The organism is Sphingomonas sp. FW306-05-A (assembly GCF_058782275.1).
Genome location: NZ_JBYSXN010000001.1, coordinates 110,444 through 133,781, shown reverse-complemented (window position 1 = coordinate 133,781; position 23,338 = coordinate 110,444). Strand labels below are relative to the sequence as shown.

Annotated in this window: 27 protein-coding genes and 1 other RNA gene; 12 read left to right on the top strand and 16 right to left on the bottom strand. The window is 65.3% G+C overall.

The features are described from left to right. Positions 1 to 12 precede the first annotated feature (12 nt). Positions 13 to 807, bottom strand: a complete 795-nt coding sequence (locus AC3WJR_RS00705; protein WP_492721440.1) for a TerC family protein — start codon at positions 805 to 807, stop codon at positions 13 to 15. 208 nt (positions 808 to 1,015) lie between these two features. Here AC3WJR_RS00705 and AC3WJR_RS00700 point away from each other — a divergent pair, with 208 nt between their 5' ends. Continuing rightward, the gene (locus AC3WJR_RS00700; RefSeq protein ID WP_492721438.1) at positions 1,016 to 1,834 is read left to right on the top strand and encodes a cold-shock protein; all 819 of its coding nucleotides are present in this window, start codon (positions 1,016 to 1,018) and stop codon (positions 1,832 to 1,834) included. Between the two features lie 312 nt (positions 1,835 to 2,146). Here AC3WJR_RS00700 and pip read toward each other — a convergent pair whose 3' ends face one another. From pip to AC3WJR_RS00685, 3 genes are read right to left on the bottom strand one after another with little or no spacing between them, the layout of a single operon-like run. Beyond that, a complete protein-coding gene (pip, locus tag AC3WJR_RS00695; RefSeq protein WP_492721436.1) occupies positions 2,147 to 3,100 on the bottom strand; it encodes a prolyl aminopeptidase in 954 nt (317 codons plus the stop codon). A 51-nt stretch (positions 3,101 to 3,151) separates the two neighbouring features. Further along, positions 3,152 to 4,447 carry a metal-dependent hydrolase family protein gene (locus AC3WJR_RS00690; RefSeq protein WP_492721433.1) on the bottom strand — a complete coding sequence of 432 codons (1,296 nt, stop codon included), beginning with the start codon at positions 4,445 to 4,447 and terminating at the stop codon, positions 3,152 to 3,154. Between the two features lie 57 nt (positions 4,448 to 4,504). Further along, positions 4,505 to 6,094 carry a cisplatin damage response ATP-dependent DNA ligase gene (locus AC3WJR_RS00685; RefSeq protein WP_492721431.1) on the bottom strand — a complete coding sequence of 530 codons (1,590 nt, stop codon included), beginning with the start codon at positions 6,092 to 6,094 and terminating at the stop codon, positions 4,505 to 4,507. 85 nt (positions 6,095 to 6,179) lie between these two features. Between AC3WJR_RS00685 and AC3WJR_RS00680 the strand changes: the two genes are divergently transcribed. Beyond that, on the top strand, positions 6,180 to 7,004 hold the full coding sequence (locus AC3WJR_RS00680) for a metallophosphoesterase (RefSeq protein ID WP_492721430.1): 825 nt from the start codon (positions 6,180 to 6,182) through the stop codon (positions 7,002 to 7,004). A 12-nt stretch (positions 7,005 to 7,016) separates the two neighbouring features. Here the strand turns inward: AC3WJR_RS00680 and AC3WJR_RS00675 are convergent, their stop codons facing one another. Both AC3WJR_RS00675 and AC3WJR_RS00670 read right to left on the bottom strand, forming a co-directional pair. Further along, positions 7,017 to 7,508, bottom strand: a complete 492-nt coding sequence (locus tag AC3WJR_RS00675; protein ID WP_354284106.1) for a Dps family protein — start codon at positions 7,506 to 7,508, stop codon at positions 7,017 to 7,019. Positions 7,509 to 7,644: 136 nt separating this feature from the next. Next, positions 7,645 to 7,956 (bottom strand): hypothetical protein, encoded by a 312-nt coding sequence (locus tag AC3WJR_RS00670; protein ID WP_492721428.1) that lies wholly within the window; start codon positions 7,954 to 7,956, stop codon positions 7,645 to 7,647. A gap of 198 nt (positions 7,957 to 8,154) precedes the next feature. Here AC3WJR_RS00670 and rpmG point away from each other — a divergent pair, with 198 nt between their 5' ends. Then, positions 8,155 to 8,322, top strand: a complete 168-nt coding sequence (gene rpmG / locus AC3WJR_RS00665; protein WP_010162189.1) for a 50S ribosomal protein L33 — start codon at positions 8,155 to 8,157, stop codon at positions 8,320 to 8,322. A 102-nt stretch (positions 8,323 to 8,424) separates the two neighbouring features. Here the strand turns inward: rpmG and AC3WJR_RS00660 are convergent, their stop codons facing one another. Then, complete coding sequence (locus AC3WJR_RS00660; protein ID WP_492721426.1) at positions 8,425 to 8,787, bottom strand: response regulator; 363 nt, start codon at positions 8,785 to 8,787, stop codon at positions 8,425 to 8,427. Positions 8,788 to 8,825: 38 nt separating this feature from the next. Here AC3WJR_RS00660 and AC3WJR_RS00655 point away from each other — a divergent pair, with 38 nt between their 5' ends. The 3 genes from AC3WJR_RS00655 to AC3WJR_RS00645 are packed head-to-tail and all read left to right on the top strand — an operon-like array spanning position 8,826 to position 10,233. After that, positions 8,826 to 9,119 (top strand): DUF3572 domain-containing protein, encoded by a 294-nt coding sequence (locus AC3WJR_RS00655; RefSeq protein ID WP_492721424.1) that lies wholly within the window; start codon positions 8,826 to 8,828, stop codon positions 9,117 to 9,119. Continuing rightward, positions 9,116 to 9,736 carry an HAD family hydrolase gene (locus AC3WJR_RS00650; protein WP_354284101.1) on the top strand — a complete coding sequence of 207 codons (621 nt, stop codon included), beginning with the start codon at positions 9,116 to 9,118 and terminating at the stop codon, positions 9,734 to 9,736. The genes AC3WJR_RS00655 and AC3WJR_RS00650 overlap by 4 nt, the downstream gene beginning before the upstream one ends. 29 nt (positions 9,737 to 9,765) lie before the next feature. Then, positions 9,766 to 10,233 carry a RidA family protein gene (locus AC3WJR_RS00645; RefSeq protein WP_354284099.1) on the top strand — a complete coding sequence of 156 codons (468 nt, stop codon included), beginning with the start codon at positions 9,766 to 9,768 and terminating at the stop codon, positions 10,231 to 10,233. A 49-nt stretch (positions 10,234 to 10,282) separates the two neighbouring features. Here AC3WJR_RS00645 and AC3WJR_RS00640 read toward each other — a convergent pair whose 3' ends face one another. Then, on the bottom strand, positions 10,283 to 11,575 hold the full coding sequence (locus AC3WJR_RS00640; protein ID WP_492721422.1) for a sugar MFS transporter: 1,293 nt from the start codon (positions 11,573 to 11,575) through the stop codon (positions 10,283 to 10,285). 217 nt (positions 11,576 to 11,792) lie between these two features. Between AC3WJR_RS00640 and AC3WJR_RS00635 the strand changes: the two genes are divergently transcribed. Next, on the top strand, positions 11,793 to 12,086 hold the full coding sequence (locus tag AC3WJR_RS00635; protein ID WP_492721419.1) for a GIY-YIG nuclease family protein: 294 nt from the start codon (positions 11,793 to 11,795) through the stop codon (positions 12,084 to 12,086). A 103-nt stretch (positions 12,087 to 12,189) separates the two neighbouring features. Here the strand turns inward: AC3WJR_RS00635 and AC3WJR_RS00630 are convergent, their stop codons facing one another. Beyond that, a complete protein-coding gene (locus AC3WJR_RS00630; protein WP_492724083.1) occupies positions 12,190 to 12,474 on the bottom strand; it encodes a chorismate mutase in 285 nt (94 codons plus the stop codon). A 105-nt stretch (positions 12,475 to 12,579) separates the two neighbouring features. Between AC3WJR_RS00630 and AC3WJR_RS00625 the strand changes: the two genes are divergently transcribed. After that, a complete protein-coding gene (locus tag AC3WJR_RS00625; RefSeq protein WP_354284091.1) occupies positions 12,580 to 13,596 on the top strand; it encodes a polyprenyl synthetase family protein in 1,017 nt (338 codons plus the stop codon). A gap of 72 nt (positions 13,597 to 13,668) precedes the next feature. On the opposite strand, the gene AC3WJR_RS00620 is transcribed toward AC3WJR_RS00625, so the two are convergent. Further along, on the bottom strand, positions 13,669 to 14,637 hold the full coding sequence (locus tag AC3WJR_RS00620; protein WP_492721415.1) for a cation diffusion facilitator family transporter: 969 nt from the start codon (positions 14,635 to 14,637) through the stop codon (positions 13,669 to 13,671). Positions 14,638 to 14,804: 167 nt separating this feature from the next. Here AC3WJR_RS00620 and hrpB point away from each other — a divergent pair, with 167 nt between their 5' ends. Both hrpB and AC3WJR_RS00610 read left to right on the top strand, forming a co-directional pair. Beyond that, positions 14,805 to 17,282: an ATP-dependent helicase HrpB gene (gene hrpB / locus AC3WJR_RS00615; RefSeq protein WP_492721413.1), complete on the top strand. Its 2,478-nt coding sequence runs from the start codon at positions 14,805 to 14,807 to the stop codon at positions 17,280 to 17,282. Positions 17,283 to 17,291: 9 nt separating this feature from the next. Then, positions 17,292 to 17,573 carry an ETC complex I subunit gene (locus AC3WJR_RS00610; RefSeq protein WP_354284085.1) on the top strand — a complete coding sequence of 94 codons (282 nt, stop codon included), beginning with the start codon at positions 17,292 to 17,294 and terminating at the stop codon, positions 17,571 to 17,573. A gap of 123 nt (positions 17,574 to 17,696) precedes the next feature. Here the strand turns inward: AC3WJR_RS00610 and AC3WJR_RS00605 are convergent, their stop codons facing one another. Genes AC3WJR_RS00605 through AC3WJR_RS00590 form a run of 4 tightly spaced genes read right to left on the bottom strand, consistent with a single transcriptional unit; the run spans position 17,697 to position 20,410 of the window. Then, a complete protein-coding gene (locus AC3WJR_RS00605) occupies positions 17,697 to 18,209 on the bottom strand; it encodes an NUDIX hydrolase (RefSeq protein ID WP_492721412.1) in 513 nt (170 codons plus the stop codon). After that, a complete protein-coding gene (locus AC3WJR_RS00600) occupies positions 18,206 to 18,889 on the bottom strand; it encodes a TPM domain-containing protein (RefSeq protein ID WP_492721411.1) in 684 nt (227 codons plus the stop codon). The genes AC3WJR_RS00605 and AC3WJR_RS00600 overlap by 4 nt, the downstream gene beginning before the upstream one ends. Beyond that, positions 18,889 to 19,791: a TPM domain-containing protein gene (locus AC3WJR_RS00595; RefSeq protein ID WP_492721410.1), complete on the bottom strand. Its 903-nt coding sequence runs from the start codon at positions 19,789 to 19,791 to the stop codon at positions 18,889 to 18,891. Before AC3WJR_RS00595 ends, AC3WJR_RS00600 begins: the two co-directional genes overlap by 1 nt. Before the next feature lie 22 nt (positions 19,792 to 19,813). Beyond that, the gene (locus AC3WJR_RS00590; RefSeq protein ID WP_492721409.1) at positions 19,814 to 20,410 is read right to left on the bottom strand and encodes a LemA family protein; all 597 of its coding nucleotides are present in this window, start codon (positions 20,408 to 20,410) and stop codon (positions 19,814 to 19,816) included. 82 nt (positions 20,411 to 20,492) lie between these two features. Here AC3WJR_RS00590 and mscL point away from each other — a divergent pair, with 82 nt between their 5' ends. Further along, on the top strand, positions 20,493 to 20,951 hold the full coding sequence (gene mscL / locus AC3WJR_RS00585) for a large conductance mechanosensitive channel protein MscL (protein WP_354284076.1): 459 nt from the start codon (positions 20,493 to 20,495) through the stop codon (positions 20,949 to 20,951). Positions 20,952 to 20,966: 15 nt separating this feature from the next. Here mscL and AC3WJR_RS00580 read toward each other — a convergent pair whose 3' ends face one another. Then, positions 20,967 to 21,398 carry an RrF2 family transcriptional regulator gene (locus AC3WJR_RS00580; protein WP_492721407.1) on the bottom strand — a complete coding sequence of 144 codons (432 nt, stop codon included), beginning with the start codon at positions 21,396 to 21,398 and terminating at the stop codon, positions 20,967 to 20,969. 69 nt (positions 21,399 to 21,467) lie between these two features. On the opposite strand from AC3WJR_RS00580, the gene ssrA reads away from it, so the two are divergent. Continuing rightward, positions 21,468 to 21,816, top strand: a transfer-messenger RNA (tmRNA) gene (ssrA, locus tag AC3WJR_RS00575). 125 nt (positions 21,817 to 21,941) lie between these two features. Here ssrA and AC3WJR_RS00570 read toward each other — a convergent pair. After that, positions 21,942 to 23,336, bottom strand: a complete 1,395-nt coding sequence (locus AC3WJR_RS00570) for a UdgX family uracil-DNA binding protein (protein WP_492721405.1) — start codon at positions 23,334 to 23,336, stop codon at positions 21,942 to 21,944. Between the last annotated feature and the right edge of the window lie 2 nt (positions 23,337 to 23,338).

Sequence of the window (23,338 nt, the reverse complement as noted above, 5' to 3'; positions counted from 1 at the left end):
ATCGCCCGCCGCTCAATGGCCGGTCTTGTGCCCGCGGCCACGGCGTGCCGCGATGTTGAGCCCCTCGACCACGCCGGAAAACGCCATCGCCGCATAGATATACCCCTTGGGTACATGCACGCCGAAGCCATCCGCGATCAGCACCGCGCCGATCATCAGCAGGAACCCGAGCGCGAGCATCACCACGGTCGGGTTGCGCTCGATAAAATTGGCAAGCGGCGTCGACGCGAGCATCATCGCGCCGACCGCGACGACCACCGCGACGATCATGATCGGCAGTTGATCGGTCATGCCGATCGCGGTCAGGATCGAATCGAACGAAAAGACGATGTCGAGCAGCAGAATCTGGACGATCGCATAGCCGAACGAAAGCGTTGCGGGTGCCTTCTGGTCGATCACATCCTTCTGCGACTCGTCGGAGTCGTCCGGGTCAATCGTCTGGTGAATCTCGGTGGTCGCCTTCCACAACAGGAAGACTCCGCCCGCGATCAGGATAAGATCACGCACTGAAAAGGCCGTTTCGAACGACGGCTGGCCATGATCGTTGACCGCACCGGCCAGCCCGAGGTCGAACAGCGGGTCGGTCAAACCGGCAATCCACGCGATCGTCGACAGCAGGACGAGTCGCAGAACCAGCGCGAGACTGATCCCGACACGCCGCACCCGCACCCGCTGGTCTTCCGGCAACTTGTTCGAAAGCAGCGAGATGAACACGAGATTGTCGATTCCGAGCACGACCTCCATCACGATCAGCGTGGCGAGAGCGGCCCATGCGGCGGGGTCTGACAGGAGCGATAGGATCGACATATGCGGGCAGCGTGTGCCGCGCTTGCAACGCTGACGCAAGATCGCTGCGAGCCGTGCCCCAATTTGGACGAATTTGTTCGCAGCAGTTGTATTTTTAGGCTAACACGGATCTGTGTCACGAGCGGTTTGGTGCACAAAGCCTTGCGTCTTTCGTCCGGTGCAATGGTTGTTATAATGATGTCGGACGAAGCGGGAAGACGAACAGGGCATGAGTTTCGATAAAGGACGCCGCGGCGATCGTGGCGGGCGCGGGCGCGACAAGCGCGACGGTTTCGGCGACAGCGGCGGCTTTGACAGCGGCTTCGGTGGCGGCGGCGATCGCTTCGGCGGTGGCGGCGACCGCTTCGGTGGCGGCGGTGATCGCTTCGGCGGCGGCGGTGGCGGTGGCGGCGATCGCTTCGGCGGTGGCGGTGGCGGCGGCGGTTTCCGCAGCGGCGGCGGTGGCGGCTTCAGCGGTGGTGCCGGCGGCGGCGGTGGCCGCGGGATGCCCCCGCAGGTTGTCGGCGAAGGCACGGGCGTCGTTAAGTTCTTTAACGGCCAGAAGGGTTTCGGCTTCGTCGTGCGCGATGACGGCGGCGAAGACGTGTTCGTCCATATCTCGGCAGTCGAGCAGGCTGGCCTGACCGGTCTGGCCGAGGGTCAGCCGCTTGGCTTCACCCTGGTCGATCGCGGTGGTCGTATCTCGGCGACCGATCTGAAGATCGACGGCGAGCCGATGGCCGTCACCGACCGCGGTCCGCCGCGCGAGCGTGATGCAGCCGCCCCCGGTGGTCGCCCCGCTCCCGGTGGCGCGCCGCAGCGCTCGCTGACCGGCGAGAAGGCAACCGGCACGGTCAAGTTCTTCAACGCAATGAAGGGCTTCGGCTTCATTCAGCGCGACGACGGACAGCCCGATGCGTTCGTGCACATCTCCGCTGTCGAGCGTGGTGGCATGACCTCGCTCAACGAGGGCGACCGGCTCGAGTTCGAACTCGAAGTTGATCGTCGCGGCAAGATGGCTGCGGTCAACCTGACGTCGATCGCGTAAGCTCTACGCATCGATCACGGTAAGAAAACCCGGTGGGCTCCGCGCCCGCCGGGTTTTTCTTTGTCGGCGGTGGGTGCGGGCTTTGCGCTTGCCGCTGTGATCTACTTGTCGCTTGGCCGTTCAGCAGGGACTGACGCAAGGCAGTCCTCCATATAATCGCTTCCCCGGCGAAGGCCGGGGCCCAGTCGAAAACGGAAGCCAGCGCTTCGTTACCACGGCCACTTCTACTGGGCCCCGGCCTTCGCCGGGGAAGCGCCATATTTCGAACCGCTGCGCATTGCGCGAATGGCGCCAACGGACGGACCATCCCCGTCAACCGCCCGCGAAGCGATCCGTCGCGCGGATCAACTGATCGAGGATGCCGGGTTCGCTATAGGCATGGCCCGCCCCTTCGATCAGGTGGAACTCCGCGCGCGGCCACGCCTTGTGTAGCGCGTACGCATAGCGTGCCGGACACGGCATGTCATAGCGGCCGTGGACGATCACGCCGGGAATGTCCGCAAGCCGCCCCGCGTCGCGCAGCAATTGGCCGTCCTCGAGCCATGCATCATGGACGAAATAGTGATTTTCGATCCGCGCGAACGCCAGCGCGAAATGGCCGTCGCTGAACGCGTCCGACATCGCCGGATCGGGCAGCAGCGTGATCGTCTCGCCCTCCCAGATCGTCCACGCCTTCGCCGCCTCCAGTTGCCGCGCCGGATCGTCCCCGGTGAGCAGGCGATGATAGGCGCGCAACATATCGCCCCGCTCCGCTGGCGGGATTGGCGCGACGAAGCCTTCCCATTTGTCGGGGAACATCTCGGACACGCCGAACTGATAATACCAGGCAATTTCCGCCGGGGTCGCCGTATAGATTCCGCGCAGGATCAGCGCGCTGACCCGCTCGGGATGGGTTTGCGCATAGGCCAGCGACAGCGTCGATCCCCACGAGCCCCCGAACACCAGCCAGCGCTCGACCCCGATCATCGCGCGCAACCGTTCGATATCGGCGACCAGATGCCAGGTGGTGTTCGCCTCCAGCGCGGCATGCGGCGTCGATCGACCGCAGCCGCGCTGATCGAACAGCAGCACGTCATAACGCGCAGGATCGAACAGCCGCCGATGGCTCGGCGAAATGCCGCCGCCAGGGCCGCCATGCAGGAACACCGCCGGAGTCGCGCCGGGCGTGCCGCAGCGTTCATAATAGACGCGATGCCCGTCACCAACGTCGAGCATCCCCGTCGCATAGGGTTCGATCTCGGGGTAGAGTTGACGCAGGTTGGTCATGCGCGGACGGTAACGATCGGCCCGTACGCTGTCACGCGGTGCCAGGCAGCCCTACCGCATCGGGACGGCCCGCCCCTCGACCATCACATAGGCCACGTGCGTCACCGCCGCCGGATCGGTCAGTGGGTCGCCCGTCACCGCGATCAGATCGGCCGATTTTCCGGGTTCCAGCGTCCCCGTCTTCTGCGCGATGCCGAGCAGGTCCGCCCCGCCCTTGGTTGCGGCGATCAGCGCATCGCGCGGCGTCATTCCGCCTTTGCTGACCATCAACCCGACTTCTTCGCCGTTGCGGCCATGCGGGAACACCGCGGCATCGGTGCCAAGCGCGATCGGGACGCCGGCCTTGTACGCGCGGTTGAGCGCCTTGCCCCAGACGAGCAGCGTCTGCCGCGCCTTCACTTCGGTGTTGGGGGTGTAGATGCCCTTGCCAAGGTACAATTGCAGCCCACTATAAGCCATCAGCGTCCCGACATAATAGGTGCCGCGCGCCCTCATTAGCGCGACGTCGGCGTCATCGGCATAGGTGCCATGCTCGATCGAATCGACGCCTGCGCGCACCGCCGCGCCGATCCCCTTTGCGCCATGGGCGTGCGCCGCTGCCTTGAGCCCGAGCTGATGCGCGGTGTCGCAGATCGCCTTCATTTCCTCGTCGGTGAAATGCTGTTCCAGCCCGATCTTGCCGTCGTCGAGTACCCCGCCGGTCGCATGGAACTTGATAGCGTCCACCCCGTAGGAAGCGATCTTGCGCACCGCTTTCTCGCATTCGAGCGGGCCGGTGCAGACCCAGAACTGCTCCCCCGTCGCGTCGATCGCGGCGCGCAGGTCGGGCGAAAGCCCCACGGTCGAATCGCCATGCCCGCCGATGATCGACAGAGCAGGACCGGCGACCTGAATGCGCGGCCCCGGGAAGCCGCCTTCCTTGATCGCGTCGCGCATCGCGATGCTCGCGAGCGGCGGCCCACCCAGGTCCCGCACTGTGGTGAACCCCGCCCGCGCCGTGATCAGCGCGTTGCGCAGGCCGACGGTGGCCGCATAGGGTTCGGAATATTTCGGGGTGAGCCCCTGATACCACGGCTCGCCCGAATTGCTGGTGAGGTGGACGTGGACGTCAATCATCCCCGGCATCACGGTCTTGTCGCGCAGGTCGACAACGGTCGCCCCGGCCGGCGTCGTCGCGCCATCCTCGATCCGCACGATCTTGCCGTCGGTCACAACCACGGTGGACGCGCCGCGCGCGGGCTTTGACGCATCGACGATGACATGGCCCGCCTGGATCGCAAAGGTTTCGGCACTTGCCGTCGTACTCGCCAGCAACGCGGCCACCGTCGCAATCATCACCCTGCGCATCGTCGTCTCCCCCTTGTTGCGGGGCAGAGTATCAGCGCGAACCGGCGTGTCGAGCAGTCACGTGATCAGGCGCTTGAGCCCCACCACGGTATCGGCCTCGGCGGCGGGTTTGTCGGTCCGGATTCGCGCGATCCGCGGGAAGCGCATCGCGACCCCCGACTTGTGCCGCTTCGATTCATGAATCGAATCGAACGCGATCTCCAGCACCAGCGTCTTGTCGACTTCCCGCACGGGGCCGAACCGCCCAACCGTATGATTGCGCACGAAGCTGTCGAGCTTCTTGAGTTCCTCGTCGGTGATGCCCGAATACGCCTTGCCGACGGGCAACAGCGTGCCGTCCTCGGTCCAGCAACCGAAGGTATAATCGCTGTAGAAGGACGAGCGCCGCCCGCTGCCGCGCTGTGCATACATCATCACGCAATCCGCGGTCAGCGGATCGCGCTTCCATTTGTACCACAGCCCGGTCTTGCGGCCGCCGAGGTAGGGCGAATCGCGGCGCTTGAGCATCACCCCTTCGATCGCACCATCGCGTGCGCCCGCGCGTATGCCCTCGAGCGCGGTGAAATCGTCTGCGACGATCACGGTGGAGAGATCGAACCGTTCGGGATCGAGCCGCGCCGAGAAAGTTTCCAGCCGCGCGCGCCGTTCGGTCCATCCGAGCGGACGAAGGTCCTCGTCGCCGTCGAACAGGATGTCGTACAGCCGGACGAACGCCGGCGCCTCGGCCAGCATCTTGGCCGACACGACCTTGCGCCCCAGCCGCTGCTGCAAGGCGTTGAAGCTTGCGGCGCCGCCCTCCTCCGTCGCGTGCCCCTGCGCATCGCCCTTGACCATCAACTCGCCGTCGACCGCGCCGATCGTCTGGAAATCGCGCGCGACTTCCGGGAAGCTGGCAGTGATGTCGTCGCCGGTCCGGCTGTACAGCCGCGTCTCGCCTGCGACATGGACGATCTGGACGCGAATCCCGTCCCATTTCCATTCCGCGGCATAGTCCTTCAGATCGACGCGACCGTCCTCAAGCGGGTGTGCGAGCATGAACGGGCGGAACACCGGTATGTCCGCCGCGGTCGGTTGCGCGCCACGCCCCTCGGCCCAGTCGAACAGCGCGGTGTAAGGCGGGTCGATCCCGTGCCACACTTCCTCGACCGCTTCGACGTCGAGATCGAACGCCTGCGCCAGCGCGGTCTTGGCAAGCCGCGACGAAACGCCGATCCGCAACGCCCCTGTCGCCATCTTGAGCAGCGCGAAGCGTTCGTCCGAATCGAGTTGGTCGAGCATCTTGCCGAGAACGGCCGGCGTATCCGAGCGCGACAGTTTCGCCAGCCGATCGACCGCCTCCGCCATCCCCAGCGGTGCCTCGACGACAGTTCCCGGCGGGGTCGGCCACAGTAACGCAACGGTTTCCGCGGTATCGCCTACATAATCGCGGCTCATCCGAAAAAGCACCGGATCGACGCGTGTCTCGATCAGTGCGCGGATCATCGCGGGCTTCACGCCCGGCAAGTCGAGCTCTCCGGTCAATGCCGCCATCGCCCAGCCTCGATCGGGATCGGGCGTCATACGGAGATAATCGACGATCAGCCGAAGCTTGGCGTTGCGCGACCGCGTGTAGATCAATCGATCGAGAAGGTCCGCAAAGGCGCGCATCGTGCCACAACATGGCCGCCGCCGGGTTGTTCCGCCAGCGGTATCATTGCTGGCGATGGTAGCGCCACCACGCTAGGGGGCCGGAATGGCCATCCTTCGATCCTTCATCCTGCTCGGAATGATCATCGTGGTCGCGGTGTTTGCCTGGGCGCATCACAATGCGCGGATCGATCCGATCGTCCGCACGGCGCGCATCGGGTTTCGCGACTGGCCCACGACCGCCCGCCCAGTGCGCGTCGCGCTGTTGAGCGACATCCATATAGGCAACGAATCGATGGATGCCGCGCGGCTTGCGCGGATCGTGCGGCAGGTGAATGCGCTCGAGCCCGACCTGGTCGTGCTGGCGGGGGATTATATTGCCGGGCACCGCGCCAAGGTCGCAAAGAAGTTTGCGCCGCAACTGACGGCACCGCTGGCGGCGCTTCGCGCGCCGCTGGGTGTGGTCGCAGTGATGGGAAATCACGATTACGACACCGACCCCGCGGTCATTCGCCGCGCGCTGGGCGCTGCCGGGGTCCGCATTCTGGACAATGCGGCGGTCGCTCGCGGCGCATTGACAATCGCCGGGATCGACGATCGGCTTCACGGGCGCGAGGACATTCCCAAGACACTGGCTGCGGCGCGCCGATTGCGCGGCATTCCGATCGCGGTGAGCCATGACGGCGTCAACCGGTATCAGCTTCGCGACATCACGCTCGAACTGGTCGGGCACACGCATTGCGGACAGGTCGAACTCGAAGCGTTCGGGATCAAGAACCCGGTTACGCATACGAATTATACCTGCGGCATCTCGCGAATGGGCCGGTTGATCACGTTGACCACCGCAGGGGTTGGCACGAGCCTCGTGCCGTTCCGCGTCAATGCGCCGCCAGACCTCTGGCTGTTGACCATCGGCCCGGCGGTGCGCTGACAAGCGGGAAAATCAGCCCTCGCGGCCGGCCTCGAACAGGAACCAGGCGCGGCGTTCTGCCTGATCGGTCCAGTCGTCGATCATCGCGCTGGTGGCATTGTCCTTCGCGGCATCGGCGATGTCCTTGGCTTCGCGCAGTGCCTCGACCAGCGCGAGATTATCGTCGCGCAATTCGCTCAGCATCGCCTTGGGACCAACGAACTCAGCGTCATTGTCGACGATCGTCTGGTGGCGCGCGATGTCGCCGATCGAGCGCAGCGTGGTGTTCCCGGTCTTGCGGACCCGCTCGGCAATGTCGTCGGTGCCTGCGAAGATTTCGGCGGCCTGCTCGTCGAGCATCAGATGATAGTCGCGGAAGTGCGGGCCGGACACGTGCCAGTGGAAATTCTTGGTCTTCATGTAGAGCGCGAACGAATCCGCAAGAATGCCGTTGAGCGATTCGGCCACCGTGCGGGTCGCGTTGGTCTTGAGGTCGGTTGGCGTGTTCAGCGCGTCGGTTACCATGATCGGGCTCCTTTGGGTTCGTTGCGGCAACGGTCCAATACTCGAATGGCTCCCCTTCCCGCGACGCTTAATTTCGCTCGGCGCGATCGACCGATTAGATCAGCGTGGCCACCGCCGCCGCGATGCCGCCCCCGAATCAGTTGATGCGCCGAACCGGAAAGGCAGATGCGGTCGAGTCGCGTGCATCCGCATCGCGCTGGTCGCGCGATACCGTTGCGCGCAACATTTCCACCCATGCAGTGATCAACGGGCCCTGCTCGCCCCGCTCCAGCGCAGCCGATATCGCGCGGGACACGGCGACGGCGGGGAAGAGGCCGCACGCCAGAGCGACACCGCGAATGGCTTCCACTTCCTCCGCCAACCCTGCAACCGGTACGTCTTGCGCGGGAAGCGGCAGTATTTGCGTGTGGTCGGTCACGGCGGGCTGGCCGGTCGGATCGATTGACATTAGTGACGTCATTGCAAGCCCTTCGTTATCGCGACCTCTTGCAGTCGACGCGGTAAAGGGTGTGTTAAATGCGGGTTCGCCACGGTTGATCCGTCACGTTCCGGTTGACATTCCCCAGTGCTTCCGCCATCGGACAGCGCTTGAGAGCGGCGACCGGTTCGCCGCTTTTGCATTTTTCAGATCACAGGAATTCAGGTCATGGCAAAGCCGACCACGGTCAAGATCAAGCTCGTCAGCACGGCGGACACTGGCTTCTTCTACACGACGAAGAAGAACCCGCGTACCAAGACCGAGAAGCTGAGCTTCAGCAAGTATGATCCCGTCGTGCGCAAGCATGTCGAGTTCAAGGAAGCCAAGATCAAGTAAACCGCGTTCGCGGTTTGCGCCCTCCCGGGTGATTCCGGGCCAGAAGCCGCGGGCGAAAGCCTTGCGGCTTTTTTGCGTGGTCGAACGCCCGTGCGCGAGGCGTCACAGCAGGGCGGCAACCGCATCCACGAAACGCACCAGCGAGATCGGTTTTGAGACATAGGCGTCCGCGCCCGCCGTGCGGATCCGTTCCTCATCCTCACGCCCGGCATAAGCGGTGACCGCCATCACCGGTATCTCGCGCAGCGCCGAATCGGCCTTCAATTGCAGGATGAGATCATAGCCGCTGACATGCGGCAGCTGGATGTCCATCACGATCAGGTCGGGCTGGAACGCCCGCGCACTGACCACTGCCTCGCGGCCGTCGCGCACCCCCTCAGTGACATATTCATGCGCCTCCAGAAGGTCGCAGAAAAGTTTGAGGTTGAGTTCGTTGTCCTCGACAACGAGCACCCTTTTTGCCACGCCAGCGCTTTCCTCATTCATGGGCACACGACTACGTAATGCGCGCCTCGCTGACAAACAACGATCCAGCACAGCTTGCGCTCCGTGCGCTGGTATGGACGCTGGGCGAGCCAGACCGCGCGACGCGTCTGCTTGACGTGACCGGCCTGACGCCGACGGACCTGCGCGCGCGTGCCGATGACCCCGCGGTGCTTGCCGCGACGCTCGCCTTCCTGGAGGCACACGAGCCCGATCTGATTGCCTGCGCCGAAGCCCTGGAGGTTCGCCCCGAGGATCTGGCATCGGCGCATCGAGCGCTCGAAGGCTCAGACGACATTGGAGATTTTGCTTGAAGGGCCTGTTGATTTGCGATTGCGACGAGGTGCTGTTGCACATGGTGCGGCACTTCGGCGTGTGGTTGCGCGAAGCACACGACATCACGTTCGCGCTGGACGGCGGCGACTTCGCCAACAGCATGACGCGCAGCAACGGTGCCCCGGCCCCGACGCGTGAGGAAATGTGGGGCCTGCTCGACCAGTTCTTCCCGCATGAGATGGGCCGCCAGACGCTCGTTCCGCACGCGCGCGAGGCACTCGCCGCGCTGTCCAAGGTGGCGGACGTGGTGATCCTCACCAATTTGGGGGATCACAACCGCGAACCGCGGATCGCGCAGTTGCTCGGCCACGACATGGATTACCGCGTAGAGACCAACCAGGGCGGCAAAGGCGATCCCGTCGCACGGCTGGTCGCGGAATTCGGCAATCCCGTGACGGTGTTCGTTGACGATCTTCCGGTCCACCACGCCTCGGTCGCCAAGCACGCGCCAGAGGTCCACCGGGTCCATATGGTTTCCGAACCCGACCTTGCGGTGCATATGCCCCCCGCCCCCGATGCGCATGTCCGCATCGATGATTGGCAGGCCGCGCACGTCTGGATCGCCGAGCGCTTTGCCGCCGGTCGTCCCGCCTGAAAAACCCCTAATTGCCAGGAGCAATGTTCATGACCGACCGTATCGACCACAAGCTCGCCGAACTCGGCCTTAGCCTTCCCGCCGCAGCCGCGCCCGTGGCTGCCTATGTGCCGACCGTCGAGGTCAACGGGCTGCTTCACATCTCGGGCCAGCTGCCGTTCAAGGATGGCGCGGTCATCACCGGCCGGCTTGGCGAAGACGTCAGCCTGGAAGACGGCGCCGCAGCGGCACAGGCGTGCGCGCTGATGCTGGTCGCGCAGATCAAGGCGGCGCTGGGCGGGTTGCACCGCGTCGAGCGGATCGTGAAGCTCGGCGTGTTCGTCAATTCGACCGCCGACTTCACCGACCAGCCCAAGGTCGCTAATGGCGCGTCCAACCTGATGGTCGAGTTGTTCGGGGAAGCCGGCAAGCATGCCCGCAGCGCGGTCGGCGTCACCGCCTTGCCGCTGGGCGCAGCGGTCGAAGTCGATGCGATCGTCCAGATCTCGATGCCGTGAGCTACCCGAGGCCGGACGTTCCTTATCGGAACGGTCCGGCCTCAATCGGTCAGGCGACCACCGGCTTGCGCGTGAACAGGCCGTAGCCCGCGATCACTAGGTAACACAGCGCCGGAATGATCAGGGCGAATTGCAGCGTCGACTGATCGGCGAGAACCCCCGTCAGCGGCGGCACGATCGCCCCGCCTACGATCGCGGTCGCGATGATTCCCGATCCTTCCGCCGCCCGCGCGCCCAGACCTTCGCTCGCGAGGCTGAAGATCGTCGGGAACATGATCGAGTTCATCAGCCCGATCGCCAGCAGCGACCAGCCCGCGATCGCCCCGGTGCTGTGCGTCGACACCGCGATCAGCACGACCGCACCGGTCGCAACCGCCGCGAGCACCTTGCCCGGCGACACGACCCGCAGGACGAACGCGCCGATGAACCGGCCGACCATCGCGCCACCCCAATAATAAGCGACGTGCTTGCCCGCGGTGACTGCGTCGAACCCCATCGTGTTGGACTGTTCGAGATAGCTGACGATCAGCGACCCGATCGCGACTTCGGCCCCGACATACAGGAAGATGCATGCCGTCCCGAAGGCGAAGCGCGGGCGCTTGAGCAGGTCGAACGCCTGGAAGATGCTGCCATGCTGCTCCACCGTATGCGGCAAGCGCTTGCGCCGCGACCACACGACCACCGCGACCAGCACCAGCGCGATCGCGAGGCCGAGATAGGTGTGGACGACGACCTGCGTCTCTGCGGTACGGTGCGCATCGAGCGCCGCGCCGGTCAGCGTGGCGGGATCGACCTTTGCAAGATTGCCGAGGATCAGGATCGACCCGACGATCGGGAAGATCGTGGTGCCGAGCGAGTTGAAGAATTGCGCGAAGGTGAGGCGGCTCGACGCGGTCTTGGGCGCGCCAAGCAGGCTGATCAACGGGTTGGCGACGACCTGCACCGTGGTGATACCGATCGCGAGCACGAAAAGCGCCATCAGGAAGACGGCGAAGGTCCCCGACGAAGACGCCGGAATGAACAGCACGCAGCCGACCGTCATCAGCAACAGCCCGACCGACGCGGTCTGCATGTACCCAAGCCGGCGCACGATCGCCGCGGCGGGGAGCGAGAAAACGAAATAGGCCGCGAAAAACGCCGACTGGACCAGCAACGCCTGCCCGTAGTTCAGCGTGAACAGGTCCTTCAGCTTGGGGATGATCACGTCGTTGAGACTGGTGATCCCGCCGAAGATGAAAAACAGTGCGAAGACGAAGACCTGCAGATCGGGCGCGTGAACGCCCTTGTCGGCATCCCCCGCCGCGGGTGCATGGGCGGACGATCCGCCGGGATTCAAGGCCATCAGCTACTCCTGGTGCGAACCGATGCGCAGCCGCATCGATCGAAAGATGCGGCGCCGTCTGCCATCGCTTGGCGCGCGGGTACAGCCGGTTTGCGATGGGGGGTGGTGGTGCGGTGACTCGCGAACTGCTGATAGCGGGAGTTGGTGGAGAGCTGCCGTTCGCATTGATCGCCACCCCGGGCTTGACCCGGGGTCCCGCTTCTAATCTTCTGCCGCGGTGAGGCATCGGGGCGGCTGGGTTTACATCATGGCCGATCGTTATCGCGGCGCAATATATGTCGGCGTCACCGCCGACCTACCCGCCCGTATCCAGCAGCACCTGAGCGGCGACGGATCCGACTTCTGCCGCCGCTATGGCCTGCATCGTCTGATTTGGGTCGATCACACACCGTCGATCACCGATGCCATCGCGCACGAGAAGCGCCTCAAACACCGGCGGCGTGCGTGGAAGTTCGCGCTGATCGAACGTGGCAATCCCGCGTGGCGGGATCTGTTCGAAACGATAAGTTAGGCCGAGAAGCGGGACCCCGGGTCAAGCCCGGGGTGACGAAGGTCGGGTAGCACCACGTCTGGCATTGGAGCGAGAACGGTCATCCGCGCTTCCGACGCCCGCCCTACTCCGGCTCGCGCACCCGCTCATGATGCCGGATCACTTCGTCGATGATGAAGCGCAGAAACTTCACGCTGAAATCCGCATCGAGCTGCGCATCGTTCGCCAGCCCACGCAGCCGCGCGATCTGCGCTTCCTCGCGGCCCGGGTCGGCGGGGGGAAGCCCGGTCTGCGCCTTGTAGCGCCCGACCGCCTTGGTCACCTTGAAGCGTTCGGCCAGCATGAACACCAGCGCGGCATCGATATTGTCGATACTCTGGCGGTATCCGTTCAGCGTTTCGTCGGACACCAGCATACTCCCATCCCGTGATCCGTCTTTTTGAGGGACCCAAGCGTGCTGTGCAACCCGCAAAGGGTTGCGTTTGCAACGCCGCGCGGCCACATCGCACTCCACATGACCGCCACGATCCACCGCCTGGGCGATACACGGCCCGCCCCGTCGCTCGAACCCATGGTTCAGCTTGTCACTGGTGACATGAACATGGTGAACGCGGTGATCCTGTCGCGCATGCAATCGCAGATCCCGCTGATCCCCGAACTCGCCGGTCACTTGATCGCAGGCGGCGGCAAACGGATGCGCCCGATGCTGACACTGGCGAGCGCGCGGTTGCTTGGCTATTCGGGGACCCGGCACCACCGGCTCGCTGCCGCGGTCGAGTTCATTCATACCGCGACGCTGCTCCACGACGACGTCGTTGACGGCTCGGACCTGCGGCGCGGCAAGCGCACCGCCAATCTCATCTGGGGCAATCCGGCGAGCGTGCTCGTCGGCGACTTCCTGTTCAGCCGGTCGTTCGAGCTGATGGTGGAAGATGGCTCGCTCAAGGTGCTCGGCATTCTCGCGGGTGCCAGCGCGATCATCGCTGAGGGCGAGGTCAATCAGCTGACCGCCGCCCGCCGGGTCGATACGCCTGAGGAACGCTATCTCGACATCATCGGCGCGAAGACCGCCGCCTTGTTCGCCGCCGCCTGCCGCGTATCGGCAGTGGTCGCTGAACGTCCCGAGAGCGAGGAACTCGCGCTCGACTCCTACGGCCGCAACCTCGGCATCGCGTTCCAGCTGGTCGACGATGCGATCGATTACGTGTCCGACGCCGGAACGATGGGCAAGGATGCGGGCGACGACTTCCGCGAGGGCAAGGCGACGCTTCCCGTCATTCTGGCGTATGCTCGCGGCAACCCCGAAGACCGCGTGTTCTGGAAGGCCGCGATCGAAGGCCATCGCAATCGCGACGAGGACTTTGCGCGCGCGATTGCGCTGGTGCGCTCGACTCGCGCGGTCGAGGATACGCTGGCGCGCGCACGGCATTATGGCCAGCGCGCGATCGATGCGCTCGGCGTGTTCGCCAACGGACAGGCGAAGAACGCGATGATCGAAGCGGTCGAGTTCGCGGTAGCACGCGCCTACTGAGGCTGCCGCCAGCAGTAGTTATCGATCCTGTTGTTCATCCGATCACCGTACATCCGGGCGGCTAATGGCCGGTCAGGGAACTTTGCACTCGGGGTCGTGAAGCGGCGCATTGGTTTCGAGCTCCACCTGCAATGTCGCATGGCCGATCCCGAAGTGATCCTTCAACATCGCGCGGGCGTCATTCAGGAACGCATCGCCGGGGTGGCCTTGCGGCATGACCAGATGCGCGGTGAGCACCGTTTCTGTCGTGCTCATCGGCCAGATATGGACATGATGAACCTGCGCGACTCCGGGTAGCTCGCGCAGTTCCTCCCGTACCGCGTCCGAATCGATCCCGCGGGGAACCGCCGCCAGCGACATTTCCACCGATTCGCGGAGCAGTCCCCAGGTTTGCAGGAAGATCAGCACCGCGATCACGATGCTCACCACCGGATCGAGCCACATCGCCCCGGTCCACCAGATGAGCAACCCAGATACGACCACGCCCGCCGAGACCAGCGCGTCGCTCGCCATGTGAAGATAGGCGCCACGAATGTTGAGATCGCTTGCGCTGCCGCGCAGGAACATCAGCGCGGTCGCGCCATTCACCAGGATACCCACGCCCGCGACCCAGGCGACCAGCGGACCGTCGACCGGAGCGGGTACTGCCAGCCGCTGCACCGCCTCGAGCATGATCGCGCCGAGCGCGACGAGCAACAACAGCGCATTGAGCAACGCGGCAAGGATCGTCGATCCCTTGAGGCCGTAGGTAAAGCGCTTCGAAGGCGACCGGCGCCCCAATGCGATTGCCGCCCACGCCGCACCAAGCCCGAGCACGTCCGACAGATTGTGCCCCGCGTCCGCCAGCAGCGACACCGAATGCGCCATCAACCCGAACACGACCTCGCCCACGATAAAGCTAAGGTTGAGCGCAATTCCTACCGCGAAGGCACGGTCGTGACCGCTGACCGGCGCATGGCTGTGGCCATGGCCGCCGTGCCCGTGCCCATGCCCGTGCCCACTGTGATCATGCCCGTGGTGCGAGTGGCTATGCCCGGCCATCAGAATCTCCGCTTTCGATTTCAGGCGCGTAGCATCGGGCTATCGTGAGATACTAGGACGTGCGCGATGACAAAGCCGTCATTTCGACGGTCCTTAAGGGGCGATGCAATGCGGGCAGAACGCGACGGCGCGCTTCCATCCGCGCAATCCTGCGGTAGGGATGCCGGGTGACATCCGTCCTGCCAATCCATGCCGTCCTGCCTGCGTTGCTTGTCGCGCTGCGCACCGCGGCGAACGCGGTGCTGGTCGCACCGCCGGGGGCCGGCAAAACCACCGCGGTCGCGCCCGCGCTGCTGGGCGAAGCCTGGTGCTCCGGCGAGATCCTGCTGCTCTCCCCCCGCCGCCTTGCCGCCCGCGCGGCTGCCGAGCGGATGGCAGCACAAGCGAGCGAACCGGTCGGCAAGACGTTCGGCTATGCCACGCGGATGGATTCCAAGCGGTCCGGCGCAACCCGGGTTACGGTCGTGACCGAGGGGATTTTCGTCGCGCGGATCCAGGATGATCCCGAACTCACGGGCATTTCGGCGGTGCTGTTCGACGAAGTCCATGAACGCAGCCTCGACAGCGATTTCGGGCTCGCCTTGGCATTGGATGCGCAAGCCGGGCTGCGTCCCGACCTGCGTCTGCTGGCGATGTCGGCGACGCTGGATGGGGCGCGTTTTTCGGGGCTGATGGGGGATGCGCCGATCCTGGAAAGCGAAGGGCGGATGTATCCGCTGACGCTGCGCCATCTCGGGCGTGCGAGCGAGGCGCGGATCGAGGATTCGGTCGCCGCCGCCATCAAGCTTGCTTTGCGGGAGGAGACGGGCGGTGTGCTGGCATTCCTGCCGGGGGTGGCGGAAATCGAGCGCACCGCCGAACGACTCGACGGGCTCGGCGCAGGGATCATGCTGCACAGGCTCCACGGCAGCCTCGATCCCGCCGCCCAGCGTGCCGCCATCGCGCCCGATCCGTCAGGCGCGCGCAAGGTCGTGCTCGCCACCTCGATCGCGGAAACCAGCCTCACGCTCGACGGCATCCGCGTCGTCGTCGATTCAGGGCTCGCGCGACGCCCACGCTATGATCGGGCCGCCGGAATGACGCGGCTCGTCACCGAACGCGCGAGCCAGGCCGCGGTCACGCAACGCGCGGGTCGCGCCGCGCGCCAGGCACCCGGTGCCGCCTATCGCTTGTGGGAAGAAGCCGCCACCGCCGGACTCCCGCGCTTCGATCCGCCCGAGATCCTCGAGGCGGACCTGTCCGCGCTGACGCTCGACTGCGCTTTATGGGGGGTTGCCGATCCACGATCGCTGGCATGGCTCGATCCGCCGACCGAGGCGGCGGTGCGGGAAGCACGCGCACGGCTGATGGCGCTCGATGCGATCGACTCGGACGGCCGACCGACTGCACACGGCAAGGCGATCGCGCGGCTGCCGCTTGCCCCGCGGCTTGGGCACATGCTGGTCCGGGCAGGGGCGCTCGGCATGGCGAGCGCTGCGGCGGAGGTCGCGGTCTTGCTTGGCGAGCGTGGGCTTGGCGGGAACGACGTGGATCTGGACGCGCGGCGGCGGCGGTGGCGCGGCGAACGTGGCCAGCGCGCAGAGGGTGGACGCAAACTGGCACGGCGATGGACGACGCTTGTTCCCGCCGCTCCGGTCTCCGCGCCCACGCTGGGCGAAGCGGAGACCGCGATCGCCATCGCACTCGCCTTTCCCGACCGGATTGCGCGCCGCCGTGACGCATCGGGCGAGACATGGGCTTCGGTCGGCGGGCGCGGATTCAAGCTCGACGCGACAAGCAGCCTAGCACGCACGGAATGGCTGGCTGTCGCCGAGACGCAGGGCCTGGCATCGGGCGCGCGGATCCTGTCCGCCGCCGCGATCGATCCGGCGACAATCGAGACCTTGTTCCGCGAGCGGATCGAGACCCACCGCACCGTGACGTTCGATCCAGCGACCGGCGGCGTGACCGCGAAACGTGAACGCAGGCTTGGCGCGCTGCGCCTGTCGAGCGGCCCCGATGCGAACGCCGACCCCGCTGCGATCGCCGCCGCCTTGCTCGACGGGCTCCGGACGCACGGACTTGCGCGGTTGCCGTGGAGCGACGCCGCGCAGGCGCTGCGCCACCGTGCGGCCTTCGCTGCGGCGCATGGCGGTGCGGATCTGGCGCTTGATGACGATGCGCTGCTGGCGCGGGCGGACGAATGGCTCGTGCCCGTGCTCGACGGCAAGCGTCGGCTCGATGCGATCGACTCCGCTGCGCTGACGGAGGCACTGCGCGGGGTGATCGGCTGGGATGCGTTGAGCGCGATCGACCGGTTGGCACCGACGCATTTCCACAGTCCCGCGGGCAGCGGCCATGCGATCGACTACGCTGCCGAGGGCGGCCCGCGAGTCGACTTGCGGCCGCAGGCGTTGTTCGGACTGGCGGTGCATCCGATGGTGGGTGGCGGGCGCGTGCCGCTGGTGCTGAGCCTCACCTCCCCCGCCGGACGCCCGATCCAGACAACGCGTGACTTGGCTGGCTTCTGGGCGGGAAGCTGGGCGGATGTCGCGCGCGAAATGCGTGGTCGCTATCCTCGTCATCCGTGGCCGGACGACCCTGCATCCGCCGCCGCGACACTTCGGACGAAAAACGCAGATGCGCGCGCGCGCGAAGCACGATAAGGAACCCTTATGTCGATCGCCCGAATCTATCAGCGCCCCAAGAACGCCATGTCCTCCGGACGGGCTCGCACCTCAACCTGGGTGCTCGATTTCGCTCCTGCCGAAGCCAAGCAGCCCGATCCGCTGACCGGCTGGGCGGGATCGGGCGACACGCGCGACCAAGTCCGCCTGGATTTTCCGACGCAGGAAGCCGCAGTGGCCTATGCCGAGCGCGAAGGCCTCGCCTTCACGATCGTCCCTGCCCCCCAGCGCACGCTAAAGCTGCAGAGCTACGCCGACAACTTCCGGTAATCGGGGCGACCCGGCGTTTGCTAAGGCCCCTGCCGTTCGTTTCGGGCGTCGTCGAGAAACCTGCGCTGCATGGCTTTCTCGACTCGGCGCCGGGCAAACGAATCGGGGTGAAAGCGCCGCGCTTTAATCGCTGAGCATTCCGGCGCCGAGCAGCAGCAGAAGCTTGACGTCCATCGCCAGCCCCTCGGCCCGTTTATCGACCACAAATGCGGCGATCTCGGTAACCGGTACGCGGTGGACGGTGATACCTTCGCCCTCAATCCCGCCGCCGTCGTTTACCTTGCGCAAGCCGCGCGCACGAACGAGCGTGAACCCTTCCGACACCATACCCGGCGAGGAATGGAAGAAGCCAAGCGATTCGATCGAATCGGCCTGGTAACCGGTTTCTTCCTCAAGCTCGCGCGCGGCGGAGTCGATCACGCTCTCGCCCGCATCCTCATCACCGACCAGACCCGCTGGCAGCTCGAGGCACGCCCGGCCCAACGGCACGCGAAACTGCTCGACCAGCAGGACATGGCCGTCGTCGATCGCAAGGATCACCGCCGCCTGAATGCCGTGCGCGCGGCCGACATATTCCCAGGTGCCATCCTTGATGACCTTGATGTACTTGCCGCTCCAGACGGTCTCTGCGGTCATAACTCGATCAGCCTGTCGGGAAGTTCGTTGCGGTCGGTTTCGGTCTTGGGGAAGCTGTCGGACAGGATCGCGCCAATCCGCTCGACCGCGGCGGCCATCCCGGCCCCGGGATTGCCCGAGCGAGTCTCGTGGACGAGCGCGGCCATCGCATCGCCCCAGCGTTCGGCAGGCACCGCGCGGTGAATCGCCTCGTCCGCAACGATCTCGGCCATGCGCTCGTCGCGCGAGAGATACAGCAGGATGCCGACACGCGTCGCGGTACGGCGTTCAGCACCGACCTTGAAATAGCGGATCGCCCGTCGCCGGACCCGCCGCCGCCGGATCGTCTTGGGCACGAGCGCAAGCCGCAGCGGCATGTGCGACAACGCGAGGCGCACGACCAGGAACACCAACGTCTGCGCAACGAGGATCAGCCCAACCAGCAGGCGTGGATCAGGCTCGGCGTCCCAGCCCTGCGTGAAACCACTCAACCACCGTTCGATCCACGCCGGATCAACCGTCGCCAAGGCGACGACCAGCAGCATTGCCAGTATGGCAACCAATAGCGCCGTGTCGTCATAGTTATCCGAACGATCGGTTACGATCGTAACGATCTCGCCGTCGGTGCCCTCCTCGGCGCTTTTTACCGCGGCAAGCACAAGGGCATGGTCATCGGCGCCGAGCCGGGGTGTCCGTGTCATCACCAATCCCCCGATGCGCCGCCGCCGCCGAACGATCCGCCGCCACCGCCGGTGAACCCACCGCCGCCCCAGCTGCCGTCCGACCCGCCGTCGGAGCCGCCACCACCACCGCCCCAGCCGCCGCCGGAACCTGCACCCGTGCCGCCGCCCCAGCCGCCCATGGTCGCGCCCCACAGGATCGCTGGTGCGATGCCGCTGCGATACTCACGACCGCCGCCGCCACCGCCGCCGCCCCCACCACCGCCGCCACCGCCGCCACCGCGACGGAGCACGGACAACAGGACAAAGCCGATCACCATGCCCCAGAAAATGAGGCCGAAGGGAATCCCGCCGCCATTGCCTGAACGCCGGTGTGTCTTGTCGAATTCCTTTGCCGCCGCGTCGACTTCCGCCTTCGCTTCCTCGGGCGATGCGCGCAATTGCGCGATCAGCGCGTCGGTGCCTGCCTCCATCGCACCGGGGATATCCCCCGATTGCGAGAGTTTGGGGATCATCTGTTCCCGGATCACGCGGCCCGTGAACGCGTCGGTCAGGAGCGGCTCGAGCCCATAGCCGACCTCGATCCGCGGCCCGCGATGCCCTTTGGGTTCGTTGGGCGCGATGAACAGGATCGCGCCGTTATTGACGTCCTTCAGGCCGACGCCCCAGGCGCGCCCGAGCCCGACGCCATATTCCTCAAGCTCGCGTCCCTCCAGATTTGGAATCGTCGCGACCACCAGTTGGCGCTTGGTGTCCTTCTGCAACGCCTCGAGCTTTGCGGTCAGGTCCGCCTCGGTCGCGGGCGGGAGGACATTCGCCGCATCGACCACCAGCCCGGTGAACTTGGGATAGGTCTGCGCGTCCGCGGCAGCGGTGCCGAGAAGCACCGCTACCGCGACCAGGATCGATTTCAGGATGGTCATGGAACGGGCCTGAGCCCCCCGATCAGTTGGTGTTGCCGAAATTCACCGTCGGCGCCTGGTCCGAACCCGGGGTCGTCGCCTTGAACGGGACGAGCGGCTTCGCGCCGTAGATGACCTTCGCGCCGATCGCGTCAGGGAAGGTACGGATCGTCGTGTTGTAGCTCTGCACCGCGCCGTTGTAATCGTGGCGTGCGGTCGAGATGCGGTTCTCGGTGCCCTCGAGCTGATCCATCAGCGTGGCGTAATTCCCCTGGCTCTTGAGCTCGGGATACGCTTCCTGAAGCCGCTGGAGCGATAGCGTCACGTTCGACTGCGCCTTCTCATACGCCGCGACCTTCGCTGGATCGTTGAGCTGGTCGGCCGAGAGCTTGACCTGGTTTGCCCCGGCACGTGCCTGCGTCACTTCGACGAGGATGCTTTTTTCCTGCGCACCGGCGGCTTTCACCGTCGCGACGAGATTGGGGATCAGGTCGGCACGCCGCTGATAGTAGTTTTCGACGTCGGCCCATTTGGCCTTGGCATTTTCCTCCTGCGTCGGGACGCTATTGAGGCCGCAGCCCGACAACGACGTCGTCAGCGCGAGACCAGCCGAGGCGACGAACAACGTGCGGTACTTCATTTTTGGGATCCCTCCAGACCTTGCACCAGCATGATAGCCGGGTACGATAGCGACACGAAACAAAATCGGTTGGGGTTAGCGTATGTTCAAGGAGTTCAAGGCGTTCATCGCACGGGGGAACGTGCTCGATCTCGCCGTGGCGGTCATCATCGGCGCGGCGTTCGGCAAGATCGTCTCGTCCCTGACCGACGACGTGATCATGCCGGTGATCGGTCGGATCCTCGGTGGCCTGGACTTTTCGAGCTATTTCCTGGTGCTTGGCAAGGTGCCAGCGGCGCTGGCGGGGTCGTCGGACTATGCCGCGCTCAAGAAGGCGGGCGTCCCGCTGTTCGGCTATGGCGCGTTCCTGACGGCAGCGGTGAATTTCCTGATCGTCGCGTTCATCATCTTCCTGATCGTGCGCGGCGTCCATCGCCTGATGCCCAAGCCGCCGGAAACCCCAAGCGAGCCGGTCGAGCCCGCCGACGTCACGCTGCTGCGCGAAATTCGCGACGAGCTGAAGCGGCGGCCGATCTCGTCCGACGTTCTCGACCGCAGCTGAGCGTTCGGCGGCCCCTCAGGCGGCGACCAGGTCTTCCGATACCGAATCGGCAAGGCTGGTCCCGTCGAGTATCCGCGCAGTCTCGTCGCGAACGCGCATCATCGCATGGCGGATCGCGCAACTCGCCTCGTCCTTGCAATCATTGCACGAACGATAGGCGGTCCGGCTGACGCACGGGACCAGCGCAAGCGGCCCCTCGATCACGCGGATGATTTCGCCCAGCGAGATCAGGTGGGTCGGACGCGCAAGGCAATAGCCGCCCATCTTGCCGCGAAAGCTGTGGAGGAACCCCGCCTCGCGCAAGTCCGCGAGAATGAGTTCGAGGAACTTGCGGGGAACGTTGGCCTCCAACGCAATCCGGTTCATCGGGATCGGGGGGCTGTCCTTGGGGGCTTCGGCAAGGAACATCATCGCGCGCAGCGCATAGCGGGAACGTTGAGTCAGCATGATACTATACCCCATGCACCGCTTTTGTGGCGAGTCAAAGGCGCTGTCCCATTTTATCCCGCAAATTGCAGGCTTCCCATTCCCGACCGAGCACCTATATCGGTTTCGCCGGGTTCGCCCGGCTATGGCGATAAAGTGCGGCGTGCAATAGATACAACGGACCCGGGGGCAGTACCCGGCGGCTCCACCACAACCGGCCACGGCTTTCAGCCAGACCGGTCATGACGGGGCCGAAGCAGGATCGACGTGTTTCGAAAAGCGCTGTTTTTTCCCGGGCTGAGTAACCTGTAAAAGGCTCAAAACCACAAGTGCAAACGATAACGAAGCACTCGCGATTGCAGCGTAACTCAAGGCCTAACGGTCTAGGTTACTAAGCTAAGCGCGGTTCGGGCCGCACCGGGCAACAGAAGCGGACACCGGCGGTACGGGGAGCACCGAGCAACAGAAGCTCCCCACCTTTTCCCCATCTTTCGAAAGTCATTTTCGCGCCCAGCCTATGCCGGGTTGCAACGTGACCCGACTCCGATTTCTGTTGGGGAGACGTCAGGCGGCAAACCCCGCCACACCCGCCCCCGCCATCCGCAGATCCTCGACGAACCGCGCGAACTCCACCTCCGCCGCCGCCGGATCAGGCAGGCGCAGAAGATAGCTCGGATGTACCGTGATCCAGCACGTGCTGCCATCGGCGAGCGCAATCGGGCGCCCCCGCTCCTTGCCGATCGTCACCACCCGGCCGAGCAAGCTGCGCGCCGCGGTCGCCCCCAGCGCGACCGTCACCTGCGGCTTGATCAGCAACCGCTCCTGCTCGACCCACCAGCGACACGCATCGATCTCGCCCGCCCCCGGCTTGGAATGGATGCGCCGCTTGCCGCGCTGCTCGAACTTGAAGTGCTTGACCGCGTTGGTGACATAGGTCCGCGTCCGATCCACCCCCGCCGCCGCCAGCGCGCGGTCGAAAAGCTGCCCCGCTGGCCCCACGAACGGCCGCCCGGCGAGATCCTCCTGATCGCCCGGCTGCTCGCCGACGAACATCAACGGCGCGTCGACCGGCCCTTCGCCGAACACCGTCTGCGTTGCCGGACCATATAAGGGGCAACGCGTGCAGGCCGACGCCTCGTCACGCAGCGCATCCCACGCGATCGTGCTGTTGCCCCCGACTTCGTCCCGCGCGCGTGCGATCATTCCCGACTCCCGTGCCTGTGCCGATGCGATCAACCCCGGGACCAGGGCGGTCTCGGGCATGTTCTTCCAATATTTCTTTGGCATTTCCTTGAGCATCGCGCCGATCTTGACCCGAGCGGGATTAAAGATGGAGGCGTAATAGGTCTTCCACACGTCCTCAATCGGATCGCCCGCGGGTGCATCCCCCTTGGCTGCACCCGGCCCTTCGGCAAGCGTCTCGCCATCCCAATGGATCGACAGATCGGGCGTCAGGATCGACCAGTGCATGCTGGCGAAGCGATCGAGGAAAAAGCCCGCATTGTAGCGCAGGATATGATGCTCGGGCTCGAACCACGCGACGAAGCGCGCCTGCCCGTCCACCTCGACCTCGCGAAAACGCAGGAAGGCCCGCATCTTGTGGATGTCCTTGCGCACCTCGCGCGCAAACCCTTCGAGCTTGCGCACCAGCGGATCGGCCTTGTCCTCGACCGCGCCGGGCCGGTCGCGCAACCGCACCAGCAACGTGTAGAGCAAGGCGAAGCGTTCAGGGTCGCTATGCAGCACCGCCTTGCGCGCGAGGTCCACGAAAGCGCGCGATACCGAGAAGGCGGGCGCATCGCTCTGCGGCACCGGCAGGTCCTCGCCGAACAGATCGACCGCCGCCTCCCCGACCTGCCACGTCACGTCCGCCGGTTTGACACCGCCCACCGCCAGCCCGCGCGCCGCTTCGCGCCAGCCGTCGAAATCATCGGGTTCGGCGAGCTTGACCCTGTGCATCG

Coding starts and splice junctions, on each gene's coding strand:
- AC3WJR_RS00580 (WP_492721407.1), bottom strand. CDS start 21,398: ATGCTGACTCAACGTTCCCGCTATGCGCTGCGCGCGATGATGTTCCTT.
- pip (WP_492721436.1), bottom strand. CDS start 3,100: ATGACCAACCTGCGTCAACTCTACCCCGAGATCGAACCCTATGCGACG.
- AC3WJR_RS00675 (WP_354284106.1), bottom strand. CDS start 7,508: ATGGTAACCGACGCGCTGAACACGCCAACCGACCTCAAGACCAACGCG.
- AC3WJR_RS00685 (WP_492721431.1), bottom strand. CDS start 6,094: ATGCGCGCCTTTGCGGACCTTCTCGATCGATTGATCTACACGCGGTCG.
- AC3WJR_RS00620 (WP_492721415.1), bottom strand. CDS start 14,637: ATGGCCGGGCATAGCCACTCGCACCACGGGCATGATCACAGTGGGCAC.
- AC3WJR_RS00670 (WP_492721428.1), bottom strand. CDS start 7,956: ATGTCAATCGATCCGACCGGCCAGCCCGCCGTGACCGACCACACGCAA.
- AC3WJR_RS00625 (WP_354284091.1), top strand. CDS start 12,580: ATGACCGCCACGATCCACCGCCTGGGCGATACACGGCCCGCCCCGTCG.
- AC3WJR_RS00605 (WP_492721412.1), bottom strand. CDS start 18,209: ATGACCGCAGAGACCGTCTGGAGCGGCAAGTACATCAAGGTCATCAAG.
- AC3WJR_RS00680 (WP_492721430.1), top strand. CDS start 6,180: ATGGCCATCCTTCGATCCTTCATCCTGCTCGGAATGATCATCGTGGTC.
- AC3WJR_RS00640 (WP_492721422.1), bottom strand. CDS start 11,575: ATGGCCTTGAATCCCGGCGGATCGTCCGCCCATGCACCCGCGGCGGGG.
- mscL (WP_354284076.1), top strand. CDS start 20,493: ATGTTCAAGGAGTTCAAGGCGTTCATCGCACGGGGGAACGTGCTCGAT.
- rpmG (WP_010162189.1), top strand. CDS start 8,155: ATGGCAAAGCCGACCACGGTCAAGATCAAGCTCGTCAGCACGGCGGAC.
- AC3WJR_RS00655 (WP_492721424.1), top strand. CDS start 8,826: ATGCGCGCCTCGCTGACAAACAACGATCCAGCACAGCTTGCGCTCCGT.
- AC3WJR_RS00590 (WP_492721409.1), bottom strand. CDS start 20,410: ATGAAGTACCGCACGTTGTTCGTCGCCTCGGCTGGTCTCGCGCTGACG.
- AC3WJR_RS00610 (WP_354284085.1), top strand. CDS start 17,292: ATGTCGATCGCCCGAATCTATCAGCGCCCCAAGAACGCCATGTCCTCC.
- AC3WJR_RS00690 (WP_492721433.1), bottom strand. CDS start 4,447: ATGCGCAGGGTGATGATTGCGACGGTGGCCGCGTTGCTGGCGAGTACG.
- AC3WJR_RS00600 (WP_492721411.1), bottom strand. CDS start 18,889: ATGACACGGACACCCCGGCTCGGCGCCGATGACCATGCCCTTGTGCTT.
- AC3WJR_RS00700 (WP_492721438.1), top strand. CDS start 1,016: ATGAGTTTCGATAAAGGACGCCGCGGCGATCGTGGCGGGCGCGGGCGC.
- AC3WJR_RS00645 (WP_354284099.1), top strand. CDS start 9,766: ATGACCGACCGTATCGACCACAAGCTCGCCGAACTCGGCCTTAGCCTT.
- AC3WJR_RS00705 (WP_492721440.1), bottom strand. CDS start 807: ATGTCGATCCTATCGCTCCTGTCAGACCCCGCCGCATGGGCCGCTCTC.
- AC3WJR_RS00595 (WP_492721410.1), bottom strand. CDS start 19,791: ATGACCATCCTGAAATCGATCCTGGTCGCGGTAGCGGTGCTTCTCGGC.
- AC3WJR_RS00570 (WP_492721405.1), bottom strand. CDS start 23,336: ATGCACAGGGTCAAGCTCGCCGAACCCGATGATTTCGACGGCTGGCGC.